The following is a 21,454-nucleotide window of genomic DNA, read 5'->3' on the forward strand; positions in this document are numbered from 1 at the left end:
CTAACAATTAACCATTAACTATCAACTATTCACAAATTGTGTTTCGCAAAAACATTGGAGAATTTCAATACAGTTAGCGATCGCTCCTAAATGAGCAATTTCATATCCATGAGTATTTTGCGTTGGAAATGCCAAACACGCAGCACGCGCAACGTGTCCGAATTTCATGGCGATCGAAGCATCGCTGCCAAACCCGCTGAGGGTTGCTAACTGCAAGGGAACATTCTTTGTTTCTGCTGCATGACGCAGTTGTTGGTTCAAACCTTCATCGTAAATTCCATAACCATCTTGAGATAAAATTACGGGTGCTTCCCCAGACTGAATTGGATATTCTGAAGAGAGAGGACAGATTTCTAAGGCGATTAATCCATCCAAGCGTTGCTGCTGCGTGAAATATAGCGCCCCAATTGCTCCCACTTCTTCTTTTGCCGAAGCTACCAAGTAGATATCTACTGCTGGTTGTTTAATTCTCTCAGCTAAAGCCAGCAAGATCGCAACGGAAGCTTTGTTATCTAAAGTGTAGCTGGCAATATGGTCTTTTAATCCGATCGGGCGCTTGCGATGCTTGCCAATTACCATCCGCGTACCCGCACGAACTCCCGCAGCCGCGAGTTCTTCAGGAGTACGCATAGTTTCAATCCAGGCATCTTCCCATCTTACAGGCGTATCTTCCTGCTGCACTTTTTGGGGCGACTCGTGGGAAACATGGCGAGAACCAAAGCTGAGAATGCCGCTAATAGTTTCGTTGTCTCCCAGCAGATCCACGACTCCTTCGCCATATACCCAAGGGAAAGCACCGCCTAGTTTTCTAACTTCTACGCACCCATCATCGCCTACACTCTTGACAATTGCGCCAATTTCATCTTTATGGGCAGTAATCGCGATCGCACCTTGGGCATCTCGCCCAGGAATTTTGGCAATAATATTGTCAGCACGATCTAACCACACTTCAACCCCCAAGGCAGAGAAGCGATCGAGCAAGAATTGATTAATCTCTGCCTCGACTCCACTGGGAGAGTGATGCATGACTAATTCTTCGATAGTGGTAAATAGGCGATCGTAGTTAGACACGAAGGATTAATGAGAATGAGGTGTAGAGATGTTGTCTGCAATGCCTCTACACTAACAAGAGGTGAGCGATTAACTCCATCAATCTTCTATAATTGTTCCTCATCTCTTGTTCTTGTATAGCGATACCGTAGTCCCTGCCGCAGTACCGAGGGTAGCCAACACGAATGCATTTAATCCAGCAGTTGATGATTCAGAAGATGAAGATTTAGAAGATGATTTAGAAGTAGATGCAGATTTGAGGCTAGATAAAGCTAATTCTCCCACTAACGCATGGACTCCAGTTGTGGGGTGCAAATTGTCCCAGAAGAGATATTCGTTAGGATTGCTGCATACGCTTGTTTGAGTCAAGCAAGTATCGGTGACGTTGGTCAGTCCAAACTCAGATGGATTGGCGATCGCGCGTCTGAATAGAGAATTCACGTTTACTGAGACAATATTAGTATTGGTTCTCTTATTCAAGACTTGCAAAGTTGCTGCCAAGCCAGTGTTATGAAATTGAGTCAAAGCATTCAGGTTGTTAGCAATTTCTTGATTATTCCTAGTAGCGGGGATGCGTCCCAAATCCGGTAGATTTACCACTAAAATGTGTCTTGCCCCACGCTCGGCGAGAGTACTTACTGCTGATGTAATGTTGTTAACTGGTACGAACGGATCGGTGACTCCACCTCCTAAATAGTCATTTGCTCCCACCCAAATCACATAAAGCGCTCTCCGATCGGCTTTGGTATGCTTAGCTTTAAAATTCTCTAGCTGCTGATGCAATCCTGGTAAAGGAGGTGTGTTAGGAGGTAGTGGGGCAGTAGTGTTATTCTTGCCTGTAGTGGCTCCACCAAAAGCATAATTCGTGCGGCGATCGCGACTCAAACCTAAATTGTCTGCCAGATAATCTATCCAGACTGGACCGTTAGAGAAACGTCCTTCAAAATACGGCGGACTGGGAGGAATGCCTGTAGCTTGAAATGTGTTTCCCGTATCAGAAAGACTATCACCAAACACGACGATCTGACTGAAAGGAGTTTTTGCTTGTGCTTGTAGGGAGACAATACACGAACCGATCGCAAGTCCTGTAGCGAGAATTTTGATTCTAACGTTCTTTTTTTTTGCCATCTAATTTTACCAGGGAGTAGGGAGCTGGGGAGAAGAGAGCTGGGGAGGCTGGGGGAGCTGAGGAGGACAAGGGAGACAAGAGAGACAAGGGAGCAACTACCATTACCCATTACCAACTACCAATTCCTCACACCCCACACCTTGTTCGCCGATCGCTAACAACTGACAAAAAATTCTACCATTAGTTAGAATCATCTCCCCTGCTAGACATACAATCACCCTTGATATACTACAATGTAATACAAAGAAGATAGCACGACTCTTTGGAGCTATCTGCCAACAACTGCCCTAAGTCAGTGCAACAATTCATGACTAGCATTGCCAGATCGTCGCAAACTGAAGTTGTAGCGCTCGCAGCCTACGATTTATGGAAATCCTATCGCGATCGCCCAGTCGTGCAGGGAGTCAACTTCACCCTCAATCCAGGAGAGATTTTAGGCTTGCTCGGTCCCAACGGTGCGGGAAAAACAACAATTGTGAGAATGCTTTATGGCTCTGTCAGACCCGATCGCGGCTTTGTCCAGTTAGGACAAAATAAAATTCAGTTGCAGGGACGAGCAGCTAGAGCAAAAATGGGAATTGTCACCCAAGAAGACAATCTCGATCCTGACTTTACAGTTTGGGAAAATTTAACATATTTCGCTCACCACTATCGAATTACCGGAGCGGCAGCACGTCAACGTGCTGGAGAATTGTTGGCTTTGGTAGGATTAGAAGACCGTGGTAGTTCGTTAGTTGACGAACTTTCAGGTGGAATGAAACGGCGATTGGTGTTAGCACGCGCGTTAATTAACCACCCTCAAGTCGTATTTCTCGACGAGCCGACAACAGGACTCGACCCAAATGCACGACAAGATTTTTGGCGTTTGGTATTGCAATTGAAACAAAATGGTTGCGGAGTGCTGTTGACAACGCATTATATGGATGAAGCACAACGGCTGTGCGATCGCTTGTTGTTACTCCAGCAGGGCAAAATTCTCGATCGCGGCACGCCCGCAGAATTAATCGAACGTACAGTAGGTTTAGAAGTAGCGGAAATTATCGGGATTCCTGAATCTACGATTCAACAGATTGCCCAACAAGCAGGTACTTGGTATCACCCATTTGGCAATAGCTTTTTGCTTGGGCTACCAGCAGATCCCCAATTTTGGCAGCAACTCCATATCATAACTCCAACTCCGCCCATTCGTCGTCCTACTAATCTCGAAGATGTTTTCTTACGACTGACAGGAACAGCACTGGCATGAAACGGATTTCAGTTACGGCTTGGGGCGTGTATTCAGTTTGGCATCGTCATGCCAAGGTGTATCAAAAAACTTGGTTAGTTAACAGTTTGCCACCATTATCCGAGCCTTTGATCTATTTAATTGCATTCGGCTACGGTTTAACCCCTCTGATTGGCGATGTAACTTATCAAGGGCAAACCGTTAGCTACTTACAATTTATTGCTCCCGGCATGATTGCAGTAGGAGTACTCTTTCAATCTTTTTTTGAAGGTTCTTTCGGTAGTTTCATCCGTTTGAGTTACCAAAAAACATGGCAAGCACTACTCACCGCACCCCTAAGTTTTACTGAAGTCTTCTTGGGCGATTGGTTGTGGGCAACGACGAAAGGCTCGATTGCAGGAATACTGACCGGTCTAGTTGCAATGAGTTTAGGGCTATACTCGGGTTGGCATTTGCTGGGATCTCTACCTTTAATTATCTTGGGTAGTATGCTATTTGGTGCGCTAGGGTTGTTTACTGCGGGTACGGTGCGGACTGTAGATCAAATTAACGTGCCGATCTTCTTATTTGTCGTTCCCATGTTTACTCTGTGTGGCACTTATTTCCCACGCAATACCCTACCACCAGTGTTGGGTTATATTGCTAATATCTTACCCTTATCAGCACTAGTTGACCTGCTGCGTTGGTCGCTGGGCTTGCCTCAATTCTGGTATTTACAGGTTGTGTGGTTGCTATTGTGGTTGAGCGTTTCTACTGTATTGGCTTGGCGACAGATTTATCCGCAGTTAATTCAATAGTTGAACTGGACCATCTCAGAATACTTCTAGCGATCGCAACAGATAAAATCGGGATGACTGGATTCGAACCAGCGGCCCCTTCGTCCCGAACGAAGTGCGCTACCAAGCTGCGCTACATCCCGCGATTGTTTTGAGTCATTAGATGACTCAACCTCAGAGCATTCTAACATACCTGTCACATAGTGAATTTAGTTCTTGGGTAAGACAGGGACTAAGGACAATATAGGGAGCAAGAAGCAGCTTAAAGAGCTTTGTAATAGCTGACTTCTAGTCGATTAACTCGTCTTAATCTATTAATTCATTGCGATCGAATTTCAATTTTTCTGTAAAGTTTGAAATTTTCTATATAAAGAAGTACATGGATCGACTAAAATAAGTAAAAGTTTTCACAGAGAGAACAGCTTACTGTTTGCGCGATGAAATAGCAAGAGTGGCTCTCAGGAAAACTTGATTATACATATCTTTCTACGCGAGAAACCGAGAAGAAATCGCCTGAGCTTTTTTGGCTCAGGCAACTTATAACCTGGTCCACTTCTTCAGACTACTTCACGCTAATTTAGATCGATAACAGTAAATTTCCCTAAAACCGATAGAGTAGTTACTAATAAAATCAGTATAAATATGGTAGCTATCTAATTCGCAAAGCTTTTCCTAGCTTTTCAATGAGAAAATATTCGGATTCATGCAGATTTTGTGCAGCAAAAAATAGGGATATGGCATAACTAAATCCCTATACGCACGTCAGGCAGCGATAGATCGAACTGTGATGCTAACTCAATCGAGACTAAAAAAAAGATTCGATCTGCGCTTTGAATAATTTGTCACTGTGGCTCGTTAAATGACAGTCGTTCGCCAAACTCTTCATTGTAGCCTTCTTCACCGTGTTCGCTAATATCCATACCTTGAAGTTCTGCTTCTGGTTTGAGTCGCAGTCCTACAGTAATATCCAAAATTTTCATTAAGATAAAAGTCCCGATCGCGGCGATCGCGTAAGCAATTAAAACTGCAACAATTTGAACGATAAACTGGTTGAAATTTCCCCGCAACAAACCATCTTTACCAGCTGAATTAACTTCCGTAGTGGCGAAGATACCCGTGAGAATTGCGCCCACTGTTCCGCCCACACCATGCACGGGAAAAGTATCGAGGGAATCGTCAAATTGCAACTTTGCTTTAAAAGTAACGGCATAGAAGCAGACTAAAGCGGTAATACTACCAATCAGAATTGCTGCTAAAGGCGTGACAAATCCCGCAGCAGGCGTAATACCTACTAAACCAGCTACAGCACCAGTAGCCGCACCAACAGCAGTAGGTTTACCTCGCAACACCTTTTCTAGAATCAACCAAGTGAGGGCTGCTGCTGCCGCACTTGTATTTGTCGCCACAAATGCCACTGTTGCCAAGCCACCGGAAGCTAGCGCACTGCCAGCATTAAACCCAAACCAACCAAACCAGAGTAAACCCGCACCGAGCAAAATGAATGGGACGTTGTGGGGAGGAGCAATTCGGTCGGGATAGCTTTTGCGCGGTCCCAAAACATAAGCTGCAACGACGGCGGAGACTCCAGAACTGATATGCACGACCGTACCGCCAGCAAAGTCAAGCGCACCCATTCCACCATATAAACCCAACATGCCGCCCTTTGCCCAGACCATGTGAGCAAGTGGGGTATAAATTAGGGTTGACCATAACAGCACGAACAAAGAGTAAGCAGTGAAACTCATCCGTTCGACGATCGCCCCAGAAATCAGTGCAGGGGTGATAATGGCAAACATGGCTTGATAAATCATGAATGCCTGATGGGGAATTGTTAGGGCATAGGACAGCACTTCTACGGGATTTGTCCCTTTGAGGTAGTCGGTGGTTTCTAACCCGACACCATTTAACCCAAACCACTGCAACCCACCAATAAAAGGTAGTCCAGGGGCAAAAGACAGGCTGTAACCCCAAAGTATCCAAGTCACGCCGACGATCGCCATTAATAAAAAGCTCATCATCAGCGTATTCAGGATGTTACGCGATCGCACGAACCCACCATAGAAAAAGGCTAGTCCTGGTGTCATCAACAAGACTAAAGCAGCCGACATCAGCATAAATGCCGTATCTGCTGCGGTTTGCGCATTGGCGATCGCTGCATTTGCGTCGCTTGGTGCAGCAATTGCCTGCCCCGCGAGGGAGAAGATTAGCCCAAAGACAATCGCGATCGCGATCGAAACTTTTTGCAACACTTATTTTTCCTTAGACTTCCAACAGTTGTAAAACAATTTCATCTATGCCGCGTGGATACCGTTCCATCAATATCCAAGCCATGATTCTGTGTTTAGAAATACATTTTACCTGCTGTCATCCCCCTTACGAGCGATCGATAAAAAACCTGCTGTCAGTTTCAATTCAATTGAAACTGACAGCAGGTTATTTTTACTCAACTAGCTACGAACTAGAAAAAGTTTTAGTCAAAAAGCTTAGTAAGGATTGCTAGATACATCGCCAGCGCGCTTACCCATATTAGTAGCACTAGTATCGGCAAACCCAGTCACATCAGTTTCTTTGAGAAAGCCACTGTATGCCTCCATACCATGTTCGCCAATATCCAAGCCTTCAAATTCCTCTTCAGGAGTCACGCGAATTCCCAAAGTTGCTTTCAGCGCCAGCCAGAAGATAGTGGACAGCAGGACAGTCATACCGCCAACGGTGATAATACCGATAAACTGCGCCCATAGTTGCGAGAAGCCGCCGCCGAGCAGCAATCCTCTCGTAGGTCCCAACCCATCTTCATACAAGTTCAGCGCTCCACCTGGACCTTCTGCAAATAGACCCACGCACAGAGTGCCAAATACACCGCAGACAAGGTGAACGGAGGTTGCACCTACAGGGTCATCAATTTTGATTTTGTCGAAGAAGGTAACAGAGAAAACAACAATGATACCAGCAATTAGACCAATTACCGCCGACCAAGGCACGCTAACGAAAGCACAAGGAGCAGTAATTGCTACCAAACCCGCCAGAATACCGTTGATAATCATGGACAAGTCAGGTTTACCCAAGTAAAGCCAAGCAACGATAGTAGCAGCAATACCACCCATAGAACCAGCTAGGTTAGTCGTGACTGCAATATGAGCAATACTGGGGCTGACTGCCATCGTAGAACCAGGGTTGAAACCAAACCAGCCTAACCACAGAATTAAACAGCCTAGAGTGGCAATACTCATGTTATGCCCGGGCATGGCTACTGAAGTGCCATTTTGGTATTTACCGATCCTGGGTCCTAGCAAAGCCGCACCCATTAAAGCTGCCCAACCACCTACAGAGTGGACTACAGTGGAACCAGCAAAATCCCAGAATCCAGCTTTTGCCAACCAACCGCCACCCCAAATCCAGTGTCCTGTAATTGGGTACGCAATCCCGACTAACAATACGCTAAAGATTAAGAAGTCAACAAACTTGATCCGTTCCGCCACAGCACCCGAAACAATCGTAGCAGCAGTACCAGCAAATACAAGTTGGAACAAGAACTTGGCAAGCAAGGGTACTCCTGCCCAGTTGAGCGCACCAAACACACCTTTGTATGCATCTGCCGTCGCTGGACTATTATCTGCTCCCGCTAAGAACCAACCAGTCGTACCAACGAAGGGATTGCCATCGCCGAACATTAAACCAAATCCAATCGCCCAAAACGCCACGGTAGAAAGGGCAAATACGATCAGGTTTTTTGACAAGACGTTAACAGCGTTTTTCTGACGGCAAAAGCCAGTTTCCAGCATACCGAAACCAGCATTCATAAAAAACACTAAAAAGGCAGCAATACACACCCAAAGAGTATCTATTCCTACCTTGAGATTTTGTAATTCCTCCGCTACTTTATCTTGACTTGCAGGTGCGGCATCTTGGGCAATTGCGGCATAACCCCACGCCAGCACAATAACAACTGTTAGGGGAATGCAAGCCTGCCAAGAAGGAGACAATCGCTTCACCGCTAACTTTAGCTGCGTGAATAGAGATGTATGCTGAGATAAACGCTTCATTCCAGCAGCAGGCAGCCGCCTTCTATTTATTCTGCGTTTATTTTTGGGTCTTAGTTTTAACATCATCACTTGTAACTATCCTCAAGCGGGCAAAAACTCTATAAAGTGGCTGATTAGCTACCAATTCTCGATTCAGAAGCGGCTATATTTAAACTCGATAACCTGATGCTGTCGATCTTGTGGTGTTTTTTCAGTTGTAAGCTAACTACCACAAAACTTGGCGCTACTCATAGCTGTAGGTTTAAATCTACAAAAAAGTATGCATACACCAGTATGGGCAGATTGAAGTCAACACTTTTACCCGTGAAAACCATTAGCTTGTTGTGTATTAGAATTAAGATTTTGTATTTTTTCTATTTTTGATTCTGTATCATTAGTTACATTAAATCAAGATTTCCTGACAAATCTAGATACAGCAAAATGCAGCCCTGAAAATTCAAACAATGCAACCAGGGCATAAGTATTGCTAGTAATGGGATTGAGCCAAACTGAGTGCTTGGACTAATGCGCTCTCAGTGACTTGGCTTCAGATCGCTCTATCTCCGTCCAGATCCTTAAATCTCAGTATATTTTATTGCATATTACTAAGTATATTTAGGTAAGTAAGCATTTTGGTTGCACTTACCTTTGCATCATAGACATCACTCATGCTTAACTAGAATGTCCGTGGTTTCAATTGATAGTTAGCCCTTGTCGATCGCCATAAGTATTGAACAGAGCTACGAGCTGCTTGGATTCAATTTATCGCTTATCTGGCTTAACGTAAAGCAGCGAACAAAAAAAGGAATCGCCCTTTGAGTAGTAATATTACCTGTTGTTTGATACCTGTTATTTGATACCAATTTTTGTAGGCAGGTTGAGATGCCTGTTCTTCATACTTTCAGAACCAACTCGTAGATGATAGACTACAAATTAGTGATGTATTTTTGATAACCTATCTGTTCTAACTTTGCCTGCTTTTCCATCACAGTATTTGCCAAGCTTTGGCGATATTGTTGCACCTTTGTCAATAACTCTGGTTGATGAGTTGCCAGAATTTGCACGGCTAACAAGCCAGCATTTTTCGCATTACCAATCGCTACTGTAGCTACAGGAATTCCCGCAGGCATTTGCACGATTGAATAAAGGGAATCTAGCCCCTGTAAGTGACGGCTAGCTACGGGAACGCCAATCACGGGTAGGGGTGTGAGAGCAGCAACCATACCTGGTAAATGGGCAGCACCGCCAGCACCAGCAATAATGACTTTGAGTCCGCGTTGGCGAGCAGATTGGGCATACTCTACCATTCGTTCTGGGGTACGGTGGGCAGAAATGATCGCCACTTCTACAGCCAGAGCAAATTCTTCGCAAACTGCGATCGCATCTTGCATCGTCGGTAGATCGGAATCGCTACCCATAATAATGCCAATTTGGGGTTGAGTCATAAGAGGAGTGAGGAGTGAGGGATGAGGAGTGAGGGGCTAAGCCCGATCTCCGAATGCATTGGTTCGACTTGGCGAGAAATAGAGAGATAGGGTTAGTTATAAACTAAATTGGCACTGGAATTTAGATAGAATTCGCAACTATACAGATAAAACCCGGATGGTGCGCGGGTTAAAGACTCCAATTTTGTCAGTCCGCCTGCGCGGACTTGGTTTGTGTAGACGCGATTTCTAATCGCTAAGTCTTAGTACAAAATGTAAGGCGATCGCAAAAGATTTTAGAATTGGTAAGAAATGCCAAGCGTGAGGACAGGATAAATACTTAGCCCATCTAAATCGTCTTCTATGTCCTCTTCTTCTCGCTCAATTGCATCATTCAACACTGAACCTACTAGCGGAACATCAAGTAATGAACTCGCTGGACCAGTTGCATTCAAGTCTACTTCTGGGGAACCAGTAAATAGTACGCCAAGATCGATGGAAAATGTAAACCTGCGATCGCGTTTTACCGGATTACCGTAGCCAATACCAATGTAGGGAGAAATTGTATTCGGAAATGTTGCCTCTCCTTCCAATTGTCCTACCGCAGCCGCCGGAAATTCTACCCCGCCAATATCTAAAGTTGCTGCCGATCGCGCTGTTGCATCAACTTTGTTGTCATTATAAGCAATCCCGCCAGTAATCCGAAATTCGCTGCGACTGGAGGGAAACCAATCTATTAATGCTGTTGCACTTAGTAACTGAATATCAGCATCGTAATCGATATCACTCTTCTCTGTATCAATGCTGAAATCGAAGTAATTAAAGCCCAACCTACCATTAAAATTAGGTGAAATTGCTCCAGTTCCTTCAATTCCAAAACCTAGAGTACTTGCTTTGGCAGATAATGCAAAACCGCTGGTTTTACTCTCTGCTGCTGGCGTTTCTAGCTGTTTCTGTTCCCGCTCTGGTGTAGGGTTCTGATTAGTACAGCGAGAATTATAGGGATAGTTGCGACAAAATGTATTTAGGTCAATTTCTTGAGCCAGAAGTTGCGCCTCCATATTTTTTTCGGCTAAGGTAGGTTCACTTCTCGGCTGTAAATCGCTGGCATTATGGGAGAGATCGCGACGATGATTCTGAGCCTGCAACTCTGTTTTTTGCTCTCTTGATTCTTGCTGTTTTACAGCAGTTTGTCTATTCTCAAATTCCGCTGCTACAACTGTTTGAGGCAGTGCTGCGACAGCAAATATAATGGTTGTAAGTCCTAAACAAACTTGAAAGTTTTTTGTGGGAATCGTGCTGTTTGGCATTCTTAGCCTTCATCCATTTAGTAAAATTTTTGTCATAGTATTTATAGCATTATTGTAGTATCAAATACCTAAATATTCGTTGAATTACAGTTGAATTACATAGGTGGCATGATGACAAAGTTCAGTTCAAATCGCTCAAGCAGTACCAATTATAATGAATTTGGTACTGCTTATGTAATGAATCGTTTGTCGATCGCTATTATTTAGTTACCTTCTCGACTGCCTCTTTTGCTCCCTCTACTGCTTTATTAACGATATTCTCTTCAGGGTGAGATTTTTTAAACTCTTTGAGATTGTCTTCGTACGTTTTGTCGATATCTTTGGCTGCTTTTACTTGCTCTTCATAAGCTTGTTCGCGCTGCTCGACATCCACAGTTCCAACTTGGCTATTTTTATCCATTTGTTCTTGTTGGATTAGTTTTTGGTTGGGAGTTGCGGCGTAACTAGGCTCAGAGACAAACAAACCAGAAACGAGCAATAGCGCGATCGCGGCTAGTAATAAAACCTTGCGTTGTAAATTTTGCTTAAAATTGGTAAAAATGGACTGCATACAAACACCCTCCTAAGATTTGAAGCTGAACGCAATCCTACGAAGAAAGGTGCAGTAAAGGCTTCTACCGCAGGATACAGTTATGGTAGGGAGCAGGGAGTAGAGAGCTTCTGAGCAGATGAAAAAGTCTTGGCTCATAGTTTGTAGTCGATTGGCTTGTCCTAACCTTTTCGCGCTTTGCTGTGTTAGTTATCAGCAATATTTTGTTTGACAAAAGCAACTAAATATTTGCTAAAGTCAATTAAGTAACATAAAGCTAAAAGTTGTCATGCTAGCCCAGACAGAGCAAGTTCGGCACATAGAAACTGTACGACGCTTCAATCGCTTCTACACGCGACAGATTGGTGTTTTACAAGAAGGATTGTTAAGTAGCCCGTTTTCCCTAGCAGAAGCGCGGATTCTCTACGAACTAGCGCACCGCGATCGCACCACAGCTAGCGAACTCACTAAAGAGTTAGGGTTAGATGCGGGTTATTTAAGTCGAATCTTGCGTGGCTTTACACAGCAAGGATTAATTGATCGCCAACCATCTGAAACTGATGGTAGACAAAACTCGATCTCGCTCACAGAACAGGGACAGCAAGCTTTTACCCAGTTGAACGAGCGATCGCAGCATAAAATTGGCGAGATGTTGAGTCAAATGTCTGTAGCCAATCGAAGCCGCTTGGTTGAGGCAATGCAAACGATTGAGGAATTATTAGGTACGGCATCCAACAGCAAAAATCCTTACTTACTGCGTTCTCACCAACCAGGAGACATGGGCTGGATCGTTCATCGCCACGGTGTATTGTACGCTCGGGAATATGGTTGGAACGAACAGTTTGAGGCGCTAGTGGCGAGGATTGTGGCGGAGTTTATTCAAAATTATGACCCGAAAAAAGAACGGTGCTGGATTGCGGAAAAGGACGATGAAATAGTCGGTTCTGTATTTTTAGTCAAAAAATCAGACACAGTTGCCAAATTGCGCTTGCTGCTAGTCGAACCCAAAGCTAGGGGTTTAGGAATTGGAACGCGGTTAGTGAAAGAATGCGATCGCTTTGCCAGACAAGCGGGATATGAAAAAATTGAGTTATGGACGAATAGCATATTATCTGCTGCCTGTCGCATCTACGAAGCAGCAGGATATCGCTTAGTACACCAAGAACCCCATCATAGCTTTGGTCAAGATCTAGTTGGGCAGACGTGGGAATTGACGTTGTAGAGTGTCATTGGTCATTTAGGCAAAAGCCGACGATCCCAAATCTGGAGGGATATCTTGCCAGCGTCCTTGTCCGACTGCTTGTATAGCTTGTGTGAGGGAAATATCGCCAGTATACAAGGCACGACCGACGATTGCACCCGTAACGCCAAGAGGTTCTAAAGCTAGGAGGCTGAGTAAGTCGGTGACAGAACTTACACCTCCAGAAGCGATGACGGGAATCGATAAACTTGTGGCTAACTCTCGTAGTGCATCCAAGTTAGGTCCAGCAAGAGTTCCATCGCGATGAATATCAGTGTAAATAATTGCTGCCGCACCCAGTTGTTGCATTCGCTGGGCTAAATCTGCGGCTAAGACTTCCGAAGTTTCCAACCAGCCGCGTGTAGCTACCTTACCATTACGGGCATCAATCCCAACAACAATTTGCCCTGGAAATTCTTGACATAGACTAGCTACTAGTTGGGGTTGTTCTACAGCTACAGTACCCAAAATAACTCGCTGTACGCCTAATTCTAAGATTTGGGCAACGCTAGCGCGATCGCGCAATCCGCCACCAACTTGAATTGGTACTGACACTGCCTCTACAATAGCGGCGATCGCCTCCAAGTTAGCGGGTTTGCCTGCTTTTGCACCATCTAAATCGACGATATGCAGCCACGTAGCACCTTGGCTAGCCCATTGTTGCGCAACATCAGCCGGATTATCGTGAAAAACCTGGGAGCGATCGTAGTCTCCCTGATACAGTCGCACGCAGCGACCTTCAAGTAAATCTATGGCAGGAAAAAGATCCATAAGTCAGTTATCAGTAAAGAATGGGGTGTAGGGTGTAGGGTGTGGGGTGTGGGATGTGGGGTGACGGTGACTCCTGACCAGTGACCAGTTAGTTATTTTATCTCCTCAGCTCCCGAGCGCTTCCTCAGCTCTCTTCCCCTGCTCCCTGCTCCCTACTCCCTACTCCCTTCCTCAAAGCTTGTCGAAAACCCAAAACAATCAAAATGTTAGAGAGAGTTAAAAATACTTCAGCGCTACCATGCAACCAGTCAACATTGGCAAGAGATTCGCCGTAATGGACTTGGGCGTAAATTCCGGCGGGGATAGTGACGGCGACAAATACCAAAGTACCGTAGAAGCCGAATAATGCTAGACGCGGCAGTTGTTGAGAGCGAGTTATAAACCAGAGAAAGCCTAGATAGGGAAACAGAGAGAGTGCGAAAAGGGTTTCTTTTGAAATCATTAGAGATAAGCAGAAGGCAGAAGGCAAATGTATTGTACGTTTAATTATTATCCTTCTACTTAGAAGAAATCTTGCTATGCGATCGCATTACTGGCGATCGCGTCGAACGCCATAGCAACCAACCAGCAGCTAATAACGTGAAGTTTCCTATTAAAGTCATACTAGCTTGAAGCATTACCAACCATTCTAAGGATTTGGCATTGTCGAAGAAGTGCCAAGTACAGGCACACATGGCACTAATTAAAGCTGGTAGCATTGCCAGAGAAAACGCATACCAAGCGCGGTTGCCCACAACCTCGCCATAACTCCAAATTAACCAAATGGCGATCGCCCATTCAATGACACTAGAGACGTGAATAATCCAGGTAGGAATTGATAGTGCGTGCATGATGAGGGGTGAGGAGCGAGGAGTGAGGAGTGAGGGGACAAGAGAGACAAGGGGGAGAAAGAAATTGAAAATCCTGACTCCCGACTCCTGACAAATGACCAATGACTAACGCTCCATTACCTATTACCGCCCTTCAGCGATCGCCGATAACTGATAACTGTTAACTGACAACTGTTAACTGCCAACATATAGCCAATATATTATAAAGTTTTTATCAAGTTTGGATTAAGTCAAGATTACGGGGTGATGATGTGAGGCAAATACGGGTGGTGTTGTGCGGGTATTACGGCAAAGGTAATGGCGGTGATGAGGCGTTGCTAGCAACACTGTTGCAAATGCTACCTAAACATGTCACACCTATTGTTCTGTCTGGTAATCCGGCGCAGACACAGGAGCGCTATCAAGTAGAAGCTTGCGATCGCATGGCTGTTTCTCCTGTGTGGAAAACTTTGCAGCAGTCTGATGCTTTTATTTGGGGTGGGGGCAGCATTATGCAAGATTCTACCAGTGCCATCAGCCCGTTTTACTACGGTGGATTAATGACTATGGCGCAAAAGTTAGGGTTAAAAACTATGGCTTGGGCGCAGGGAATTGGTCCTTTAAAAAGTCCTCTAACCCGGTGGTTGACAAAACAGACATTTGCTGGCTGTACGGGGGTGAGCGTCCGCGATCGCGGTTCGGCAAGTTTGCTGACCGATTGGCAGATTCCCCATCTGCAAGCACCCGATCCGGTATGGGCGTTGGAAGCCGGAAATACACCTGGGTTGTGGGATTTACCAGCGCCGAGAGTTGCCGTGACTTTGCGATCGCACCCACAATTAACTCCCAATCGCCTTGCTAATTTGACTCGCGCTTTAGTTGATTTTCAACGGGCAACAGACACCTGCATTTTATTAGTGCCATTTCAACTATCGCAAGACTTAGCGATCGCTCAAGCGATTCAGCCGCAATTACCAGGGGCAAATCAAATCCTCTACCTCGAAGATCCGAAAAGTTTAAAAGGCGTATTTCGCGGCGTAGAAATGGCAATTGGAATGCGCTTTCACAGCCTAATTATGGCAGCTGCGGAAGGTTGTCGCTGTTTTGCCATCAGTTACGATCCAAAAGTCGATCGCCTGATGGCAGAACTATCTATACCTGGATGGGATGTCGCTCACATTCCCGACGACCCCAATACTATCAGCCAAACTTGGATCGAACATTATGCCAACGGCGACCCTTTAAGCCCAGACCAAATTCAGTCTTTAGTAGACAGAGCCTACATGCATCGTGAATTACTGCGGGAGGTTTTGCAATAATAGTCGATGGTCGATGGTCATTGGTCATTGCTCCCTGATAACTGGTCACTGGTCACTGCTCGTGCGCTCCCTGCTCGTGCGCTCCCTGATTTCACAGCAACCGTAACTGTCCGTCAGTATGACTTGCATCGATTTCAGTTTTTGGGGCAGACTCTAACCAAGTTTCTGTATCGGCTGCTAGTAATTGTTGGGCAGCTACCATCATTTGAGCAGTAATATCTTTCAAGTCCTCCCGATTATCTAGATAAGTTTTTAAGGCATCGAGGGGATCGATACTGCTACTCGCGTCTAATTGCGGTAAACGCGGTCGTGCTAGCTGACTGATGAGTTCTGGTTGAATTGTATAACTGTGAGCAGAACTGAGAACTTGATGAAGTGCTGCATTATCAATTAAATCGATTTGCTCGGAGCGGAGTTTGTAAATTAGTCTGACGACTGCATCGATAATATTCTTTTTCGCAATCGCTTTGATTAAAGCTGCTTGCGGATCGGCTGCATTAGCTACATCGACGTTAATGGTACAAAAAGGACGAACTGGTAGCGGGCAGAACTCCCATTTGGTACTACCCCGCTGTAGTTCTATCATCACATAGCCTTTGTCTTCTTTTTCTTCGCTAAAATCGACTCGCTCGATACTACCAGGGTAAATAATTGGCGGTTCGTTAGATGGGTTGAGGTTTTGATGGCGGTGGACGTGTCCGAGGGCAACGTAGTCTAACTCGTCCCGAGTTAGAAGAGACAGGGGAATAGTAAAACCTTTCCCTACAGCTAAGAAGCGCTCAGCACCATAGGAAGCATTATCGATCATCAAATGACCCAGAAGTACGGTCGGAATTTTGGGGTCGAGCCGACGAATTTCTCCTTCTAAGGCAGCACGCAAGCGATCGATCAATAACTGGTTGACATCGGCGAGGGATAAGCCTTCTGTTTCTGGACGAGTCAGGAGAGTGGAACGAGTCAGCCAGGGGAGAGTGATGACTTGAACTGTACCATTGTTTGTTTGAATGTGATGGGTCATCAAGCGATCGCCCACCATAAACCCTGGTACGCCCAAGGTTCGATAAATGCACAAACTCGCCCCCCCTTGCCCTTGGGAATGCTGGTCGTGGTTGCCCACCAATAATACGGTGGGAACCCGAGCATCAACCAAGCGACGAAATTGACTGGCAAATTTTTCTTGAATATATGGGGGTGGCGTGGCATCGGGAAAAGCATCCCCACCAAACAGCACCAAATCCACTGGTTCTTCTAACGCGCGATCAATACAGCGCGATAAAGTCTTGACAAAATCTTCTAAGCGTGTATTCAATCCAGTTTCAGGATTGAGTCGACCGTGGGAAAAGCTACTTCCCATGTGGATGTCCGAGAGGTGGAGGATTTTAATCATGTGTCTCCTTCAAATATGAATTCCGCATTCAGTTTTGTCAGAACCCCGCCAGCGTCCGGCGCGTTCGTCTTCGCCTTCGGCTACAGGCGTAGTAATTGGTTCGTCGCCAATACTGGGATAGCCTTGGTCGTGGAGCGGATTGTAAATGACGTTATGCTCGAAGACATACGCCCAAGTTTCTTTGCGCGTCCAACTAGCAATGGGATTGACTTTGAGGCGCTGTTGACTGTCGAGTTCAAAAACGGGCATATCAGAACGGGTACGCGCCTGATCGCGTCGCCGTCCGGTAATCCAAGCTACGGCGTTGAGTTCGGCTAGTCCTCGTAGCAGAGGTTCGATTTTGGTCAAGTGGTGAAATTGCTGAATGTCACTATCCCATAGGGCTTCGCCATATTTGGCAGCAAAAGCAGCCCGAGTATCCACGTCTGGGATTTTATAAACTTGCAGATCCAAGTCGTACAAGTCTTTAACTTTAGAGACTAGCTCTAAAGTCTGGGGAAAGTGGTGTAAAGTGTCGAGGAACATAACCGGGGTGCGGTGCTTGAGTTCGCGGTAGAGAATATCAGTGATGACGATATCGTCTACGTTGAAAGCGCTGGTTTGTACTAACCTTGTAGGAATGTTCTCGACACACCAGGCAAGAATTTTGCTAGGATGAGCTGTCTCATATTTGCGATTTAGCTCATCTAGATCGAAATTGGGTGTTTGGATAGAAGGTGTTGAAACAGTCATCTGCGCAATGATGTGAATAGTTCTGCATATTCAACAATAACGGAAATCAGTTATCAGTTATCAGTTACTAGTGGCTGGTGGAACCAGTGAAACCAGAATTGCTCCCCCAACTCCCCCAGCTCTCTTTCTCGACTCCCGACTCCCGACTCCCGACTTAAGTTTATGCACTTGATTCTCTATAGCAAACCTGAATGTCATTTGTGTGAAGGCTTGCAGGAAAAGCTAGCACAAATTTTATCTACACACCAAGAGCTATCGCTGGAAGTCCGAGATATCACACTACAGGAAGATTGGTGGCAAGCATATCAATACGAAGTACCTGTTTTATTTCTGCATAGCGACGATGGGCGATCGCTCCCTCTCCCTCGTCCCTCTCCTCGCGCTACAGTCAGTCAAATTCAGCAAATGCTCCAGAAATATGTAAATCATCATGAAGCAGAATAGGTGCAATTGAAAGCTGGGATTAAGCTAGCTAGTTAACAGTTATCAGTTATCAGTTATAAGCGACCAGTAACCAGCAATCGGTGACTCGAAAAAAGTCCAGTCAATGGTTCCACCAGCTACTCACAAATGACAAATGACAAATGACAAAACTATGAAGTTAGGTGACTTGTTAGCAAAAGTTGACAGTATCGAACAACTACCCCAGCATCCAGCTTTAGATCTGGAGGTGAAGGGTTTAACGACAAATTCTCATGCTTGCCAAGTTGGCGATCTCTTTATTGGAATGCCAGGAACGCGGGTAGATGGAGGAGAGTTTTGGCAAAGCGCGATCGCGAGTGGGGCGATCGCGGCTTTAGTTTCTTCTCAGGTAGCCCAAAAGAGAGCTGAGGGAGCTGAGGGAGAGCCTTGCATTATTTCTGCTACAGATATGGTTCGAGCCTGCGCTGGGGTGGCGGCTGCTTTTTACGGCTATCCAGCCACGCAAATGAGGCTGGTGGGGGTGACGGGAACAAATGGTAAAACGACCACCACTCATTTAATCGAATTTTTCCTCCAACAAGCAAAGTTATCTACAGCTTTATTTGGAACTCTTTATTCTCGTTGGGCAGGTTTCGAGCAAACAGCAGCTCATACTACGCCATTTGCTGTAGAACTGCAACAGCAATTAGCTAACGCCGTGCAAGCGGGGACTCAAGTAGCGGTGATGGAAGTCAGTTCTCATGCTTTAGCGCAAGGACGAGTTTTAGGGTGTCCGTTTGAAGTAGGGGTATTTACCAATCTCACTCAAGATCACCTAGACTTCCACCGCGATATGGAAGACTATTTTGCCGCAAAAGCCTTGCTGTTCAGTCCCGATTATCTCCAAGGACGAGCAGTTATCAACACAGACGATCCCTACGGACAAAGATTAATTAAACAACTACCGCCGGAACGGGTGTGGAGCTATAGCGTCCAAGCTGAAACAACAGCCGACTTCTATTTGAGCGATCTGGGTTACGAACCAACGGGAGTGAGCGGTAAATTACACACACCCGCAGGAGAAGTAGAATTTCGATCGCCGCTCGTGGGTCAGTATAATCTCGCCAATTTACTCGCAGCAGTAGCAGCCACTTTACACTTGGGCGTAGATTTACAACTCATCGCTAACGCATTGCCGCAGTTTGCCGGAGTCCCTGGCAGAATGGAGCGGGTGCAAGTGAGTCCCCATCAGGATATCAGCGCGATCGTCGATTATGCTCATACACCTGATAGTTTAGAAAACTTGTTGAAAGCAGCCCGACCATTTATTCCAGGTAAGATGATTTGCGTGTTTGGTTGTGGAGGCGATCGCGATCGCACCAAGCGCCCGAAGATGGGTCAAATCGCCGCCGATTTAGCAGATGTCGTTTACGTCACGTCTGATAATCCCCGCACCGAAGACCCAGAAAGGATTCTCCAAGATATTCTCGCTGGAATTCCCAACACAATAGAGCCATTTGTCATTTGCGATCGCGCTACAGCAATTCAAACGGCAATTCAACAAGCCCAATCCGGCGATGGCGTACTCATTGCTGGCAAAGGTCACGAAGACTACCAAATTTTAGGTACGGAAAAAATCCACTTTGACGATCGCGAACAGGCGAGAAATGCACTAAGAATTCGGGAGTCGGGAGTCGGGAAGCGGTTGGAGGCGGAGGTTTCCTCCGCATCGGAACCGCGTAGTCGGGAGTCGGGAATAAGTGGTGAGAGGTGAGAGGTGAGAGGTGAGAGATTTTTCTTCCCCAACTTCCCCAGCTTTCTTCTCTCCCTCAGCTCCCTCAGCTCCGCGTCTCTCCCTTGTCTTCCTTGTCCTCCCTCTAACCCATAATTCCTAGTAATGGACATCCCCCTTTATCGACTGGCTCTGAGTATAGAACAACCACCATCGCCAATGTTGGTGAGTCCGGCAACCTTGCTTTCCTTGGTAGAATCGGTGATGGAATTACTGGTAGAAAAGCAAATCTCAGCGACACTGTGGCTGAAGTTACCATCAGGAAAAATTTGGTATGCTTCGATTCAGCGCTATCACGAGCAGGTGAGAGTCTCTGACAAAACCTATGTTTGCTACGGACAGGAAACTGCGATCGCTCAATTGTCTGGTTTCCCATTGGTTCCAGTCCAATTATTACCAAATAGCCATCTGCGACGAGATTATTTTCTCATCGTCCATTCGTCTCAATTCTGCTGTATGGTGCTGGCACATCGATCGCGACTGAAACGCAAAAAGGGAAAAACTAAGGAAAACGATCGCCAAAAGAAATTTTTACCCTTGCTGAGCCTTTGTTCGTTTGAGGGACGAGTTTTGCAAGAGGTACTCAAGGGAATCGGTCATGTCGTGGCTCAAAGCGTGCGTTGGAAGCTAGCGCAGCACAAGCAGCCAGCGATCGCCCCAGAGGTGATGAAAAATTGGGAGACGCTGTTTGCTTGTCCGTCTGCACCCGATCCAGTACTATTAGAGCGATTATTTGCCAAACAAGTTCAGCAACAAGATGCAACTCGCCGGAGTACGTTTGATGACATCACTGGCACTTTGCAACGGCAAAATCAAGCCTTAGCAAATGCCTTAACTCGTAAAGATGAATCGTTCGGTCGGATGTGTGAAGAACTCCGCACTCCGCTGACACATATGAAAACGGCGTTGAGCCTCTTGAATTCTCCTCACCTCAAACCGCCGCAAAAACAGCGCTATTTGCAGATTTTGAGTAGCGAGTGCGATCGTCAAAACTCTTTAATTAATGGTTTATTAGAATTAGTTCAATTAGACAAAACGGCGGAACAAATAGTTTTACAACCATTGAAACTGAGTGAAATTATTCCAGGGGTAGTTAGCACCTATCAACCTCTAGCTCAAGAAAAAGGCATTATTATGCTTGCCTACACGGTTTCTCCCGATTTGCCTTCTATTTTCTGCTCTAACAATTGGTTGCGACAAATTGCTATTAATTTATTACATAACAGCATTAAATTTACTCCTACGGGCGGGCAAGTTTGGGTTAAAGCTTGTACTCAAGGCGAATACGTGCAATTAGAATTTCGCGATACGGGAATTGGCATCTCACCTAACGAGATCCCCAAAATTTTCGATCGCTTTTACCGGGTGCGTTCTGTTTCCAGCGAAGATCTAGGCGGCGCGGGACTTGGTTTAACGATCGTCCAACAACTTTTACTACGCTGTGGCGGTTCTATTTCCGTTAAAAGTAAAGTTGGTGAGGGTTCTATTTTCAATGTTTTGTTACCCATAGCCCCAACTAAGTAAAGCGTAGTGGCAA

The 21,454-nt window shown here is 45.6% G+C and carries 20 protein-coding genes and 1 tRNA gene; 8 read left to right on the forward strand and 13 right to left on the reverse strand.

Features of this window, described 5'->3' with window-relative positions; translation table 11 throughout:
- Positions 1-21: 21 nt before the first annotated feature.
- Together N4J56_RS13915 and N4J56_RS13920 are read right to left on the reverse strand one after the other, a co-directional pair.
- Positions 22-1,071, reverse strand: coding sequence for a M42 family peptidase (locus N4J56_RS13915; RefSeq protein WP_317106991.1), 1,050 nt, complete (start codon positions 1,069-1,071; stop codon positions 22-24).
- Positions 1,072-1,170: 99 nt separating this feature from the next.
- Positions 1,171-2,178: an SGNH/GDSL hydrolase family protein gene (locus tag N4J56_RS13920; protein ID WP_317106992.1), complete on the reverse strand. Its 1,008-nt coding sequence runs from the start codon at positions 2,176-2,178 to the stop codon at positions 1,171-1,173.
- Between the two features lie 308 nt (positions 2,179-2,486).
- On the opposite strand from N4J56_RS13920, the gene N4J56_RS13925 reads away from it, so the two are divergent.
- Positions 2,487-3,425 carry an ABC transporter ATP-binding protein gene (locus N4J56_RS13925; protein ID WP_317106993.1) on the forward strand — a complete coding sequence of 313 codons (939 nt, stop codon included), beginning with the start codon at positions 2,487-2,489 and terminating at the stop codon, positions 3,423-3,425.
- The gene (locus tag N4J56_RS13930; protein ID WP_317106994.1) at positions 3,422-4,201 is read left to right on the forward strand and encodes an ABC transporter permease; all 780 of its coding nucleotides are present in this window, start codon (positions 3,422-3,424) and stop codon (positions 4,199-4,201) included. Before N4J56_RS13925 ends, N4J56_RS13930 begins: the two co-directional genes overlap by 4 nt.
- Before the next feature lie 48 nt (positions 4,202-4,249).
- Here N4J56_RS13930 and N4J56_RS13935 read toward each other — a convergent pair.
- Together N4J56_RS13935 and N4J56_RS13940 are read right to left on the reverse strand one after the other, a co-directional pair.
- A tRNA-Pro gene (locus tag N4J56_RS13935) sits at positions 4,250-4,323 on the reverse strand.
- 699 nt (positions 4,324-5,022) lie between these two features.
- Positions 5,023-6,429 carry an ammonium transporter gene (locus tag N4J56_RS13940; RefSeq protein ID WP_317106995.1) on the reverse strand — a complete coding sequence of 469 codons (1,407 nt, stop codon included), beginning with the start codon at positions 6,427-6,429 and terminating at the stop codon, positions 5,023-5,025.
- A 44-nt stretch (positions 6,430-6,473) separates the two neighbouring features.
- Between N4J56_RS13940 and N4J56_RS13945 the strand changes: the two genes are divergently transcribed.
- A complete protein-coding gene (locus N4J56_RS13945; RefSeq protein ID WP_317106996.1) occupies positions 6,474-6,680 on the forward strand; it encodes a hypothetical protein in 207 nt (68 codons plus the stop codon).
- Here N4J56_RS13945 and N4J56_RS13950 read toward each other — a convergent pair.
- From N4J56_RS13950 to N4J56_RS13965, 4 genes are all read right to left on the reverse strand, one after another.
- Positions 6,664-8,289 carry an ammonium transporter gene (locus N4J56_RS13950; protein WP_317106997.1) on the reverse strand — a complete coding sequence of 542 codons (1,626 nt, stop codon included), beginning with the start codon at positions 8,287-8,289 and terminating at the stop codon, positions 6,664-6,666. The genes N4J56_RS13945 and N4J56_RS13950 overlap by 17 nt on opposite strands.
- An 839-nt stretch (positions 8,290-9,128) precedes the next feature.
- On the reverse strand, positions 9,129-9,647 hold the full coding sequence (gene purE / locus N4J56_RS13955) for a 5-(carboxyamino)imidazole ribonucleotide mutase (RefSeq protein ID WP_317106998.1): 519 nt from the start codon (positions 9,645-9,647) through the stop codon (positions 9,129-9,131).
- Between the two features lie 275 nt (positions 9,648-9,922).
- Positions 9,923-10,936 (reverse strand): hypothetical protein, encoded by a 1,014-nt coding sequence (locus N4J56_RS13960; RefSeq protein ID WP_317106999.1) that lies wholly within the window; start codon positions 10,934-10,936, stop codon positions 9,923-9,925.
- A 199-nt stretch (positions 10,937-11,135) separates the two neighbouring features.
- Positions 11,136-11,486, reverse strand: coding sequence for a hypothetical protein (locus tag N4J56_RS13965; protein WP_317107000.1), 351 nt, complete (start codon positions 11,484-11,486; stop codon positions 11,136-11,138).
- 268 nt (positions 11,487-11,754) lie between these two features.
- Here N4J56_RS13965 and N4J56_RS13970 point away from each other — a divergent pair, with 268 nt between their 5' ends.
- Positions 11,755-12,687: a bifunctional helix-turn-helix transcriptional regulator/GNAT family N-acetyltransferase gene (locus N4J56_RS13970; RefSeq protein ID WP_317107001.1), complete on the forward strand. Its 933-nt coding sequence runs from the start codon at positions 11,755-11,757 to the stop codon at positions 12,685-12,687.
- Positions 12,688-12,702: 15 nt separating this feature from the next.
- Here the strand turns inward: N4J56_RS13970 and hisA are convergent, their stop codons facing one another.
- The 3 genes from hisA to N4J56_RS13985 form a co-directional block, all read right to left on the reverse strand.
- Positions 12,703-13,476 (reverse strand): 1-(5-phosphoribosyl)-5-[(5-phosphoribosylamino)methylideneamino]imidazole-4-carboxamide isomerase, encoded by a 774-nt coding sequence (gene hisA, locus N4J56_RS13975; protein WP_317107002.1) that lies wholly within the window; start codon positions 13,474-13,476, stop codon positions 12,703-12,705.
- 124 nt (positions 13,477-13,600) lie between these two features.
- A complete protein-coding gene (locus tag N4J56_RS13980; RefSeq protein WP_317107003.1) occupies positions 13,601-13,918 on the reverse strand; it encodes a DUF3593 domain-containing protein in 318 nt (105 codons plus the stop codon).
- Between the two features lie 55 nt (positions 13,919-13,973).
- Positions 13,974-14,306 carry a DUF2499 domain-containing protein gene (locus N4J56_RS13985; protein ID WP_106166563.1) on the reverse strand — a complete coding sequence of 111 codons (333 nt, stop codon included), beginning with the start codon at positions 14,304-14,306 and terminating at the stop codon, positions 13,974-13,976.
- Positions 14,307-14,566: 260 nt separating this feature from the next.
- Between N4J56_RS13985 and csaB the strand changes: the two genes are divergently transcribed.
- Positions 14,567-15,604, forward strand: a complete 1,038-nt coding sequence (csaB, locus tag N4J56_RS13990) for a polysaccharide pyruvyl transferase CsaB (protein ID WP_410500496.1) — start codon at positions 14,567-14,569, stop codon at positions 15,602-15,604.
- A 91-nt stretch (positions 15,605-15,695) separates the two neighbouring features.
- Here the strand turns inward: csaB and sbcD are convergent, their stop codons facing one another.
- Together sbcD and cysH are read right to left on the reverse strand one after the other, a co-directional pair.
- Entirely contained in the window at positions 15,696-16,991 is a 1,296-nt protein-coding gene (gene sbcD / locus N4J56_RS13995) for an exonuclease subunit SbcD (RefSeq protein ID WP_317107005.1), read from the reverse strand.
- A 9-nt stretch (positions 16,992-17,000) separates the two neighbouring features.
- A complete protein-coding gene (gene cysH / locus N4J56_RS14000) occupies positions 17,001-17,723 on the reverse strand; it encodes a phosphoadenosine phosphosulfate reductase (RefSeq protein ID WP_317107006.1) in 723 nt (240 codons plus the stop codon).
- A gap of 162 nt (positions 17,724-17,885) precedes the next feature.
- Between cysH and N4J56_RS14005 the strand changes: the two genes are divergently transcribed.
- From N4J56_RS14005 to N4J56_RS14015, 3 genes are all read left to right on the forward strand, one after another.
- Positions 17,886-18,167, forward strand: a complete 282-nt coding sequence (locus tag N4J56_RS14005) for a glutaredoxin family protein (RefSeq protein ID WP_317107007.1) — start codon at positions 17,886-17,888, stop codon at positions 18,165-18,167.
- 151 nt (positions 18,168-18,318) lie between these two features.
- Positions 18,319-19,899, forward strand: a complete 1,581-nt coding sequence (locus N4J56_RS14010; protein ID WP_410500497.1) for a UDP-N-acetylmuramoyl-L-alanyl-D-glutamate--2,6-diaminopimelate ligase — start codon at positions 18,319-18,321, stop codon at positions 19,897-19,899.
- Between the two features lie 123 nt (positions 19,900-20,022).
- On the forward strand, positions 20,023-21,441 hold the full coding sequence (locus tag N4J56_RS14015; protein WP_317107009.1) for a DICT sensory domain-containing protein: 1,419 nt from the start codon (positions 20,023-20,025) through the stop codon (positions 21,439-21,441).
- Positions 21,442-21,454 lie beyond the last annotated feature (13 nt).

Origin of the sequence: Chroococcidiopsis sp. SAG 2025 (assembly GCF_032860985.1) — a bacterium.
Lineage (GTDB): Bacteria > Cyanobacteriota > Cyanobacteriia > Cyanobacteriales > Chroococcidiopsidaceae > Chroococcidiopsis.

Coding starts and splice junctions, on each gene's coding strand:
- N4J56_RS13920 (WP_317106992.1), bottom strand. CDS start 2,178: ATGGCAAAAAAAAAGAACGTTAGAATCAAAATTCTCGCTACAGGACTT.
- N4J56_RS13925 (WP_317106993.1), top strand. CDS start 2,487: ATGACTAGCATTGCCAGATCGTCGCAAACTGAAGTTGTAGCGCTCGCA.
- N4J56_RS13930 (WP_317106994.1), top strand. CDS start 3,422: ATGAAACGGATTTCAGTTACGGCTTGGGGCGTGTATTCAGTTTGGCAT.
- N4J56_RS13945 (WP_317106996.1), top strand. CDS start 6,474: ATGCCGCGTGGATACCGTTCCATCAATATCCAAGCCATGATTCTGTGT.
- N4J56_RS13950 (WP_317106997.1), bottom strand. CDS start 8,289: ATGATGTTAAAACTAAGACCCAAAAATAAACGCAGAATAAATAGAAGG.
- purE (WP_317106998.1), bottom strand. CDS start 9,647: ATGACTCAACCCCAAATTGGCATTATTATGGGTAGCGATTCCGATCTA.
- N4J56_RS13960 (WP_317106999.1), bottom strand. CDS start 10,936: ATGCCAAACAGCACGATTCCCACAAAAAACTTTCAAGTTTGTTTAGGA.
- N4J56_RS13965 (WP_317107000.1), bottom strand. CDS start 11,486: ATGCAGTCCATTTTTACCAATTTTAAGCAAAATTTACAACGCAAGGTT.
- N4J56_RS13970 (WP_317107001.1), top strand. CDS start 11,755: ATGCTAGCCCAGACAGAGCAAGTTCGGCACATAGAAACTGTACGACGC.
- hisA (WP_317107002.1), bottom strand. CDS start 13,476: ATGGATCTTTTTCCTGCCATAGATTTACTTGAAGGTCGCTGCGTGCGA.
- N4J56_RS13980 (WP_317107003.1), bottom strand. CDS start 13,918: ATGATTTCAAAAGAAACCCTTTTCGCACTCTCTCTGTTTCCCTATCTA.
- N4J56_RS13985 (WP_106166563.1), bottom strand. CDS start 14,306: ATGCACGCACTATCAATTCCTACCTGGATTATTCACGTCTCTAGTGTC.
- sbcD (WP_317107005.1), bottom strand. CDS start 16,991: ATGATTAAAATCCTCCACCTCTCGGACATCCACATGGGAAGTAGCTTT.
- cysH (WP_317107006.1), bottom strand. CDS start 17,723: ATGACTGTTTCAACACCTTCTATCCAAACACCCAATTTCGATCTAGAT.
- N4J56_RS14005 (WP_317107007.1), top strand. CDS start 17,886: ATGCACTTGATTCTCTATAGCAAACCTGAATGTCATTTGTGTGAAGGC.
- N4J56_RS14010 (WP_410500497.1), top strand. CDS start 18,319: ATGAAGTTAGGTGACTTGTTAGCAAAAGTTGACAGTATCGAACAACTA.
- N4J56_RS14015 (WP_317107009.1), top strand. CDS start 20,023: ATGGACATCCCCCTTTATCGACTGGCTCTGAGTATAGAACAACCACCA.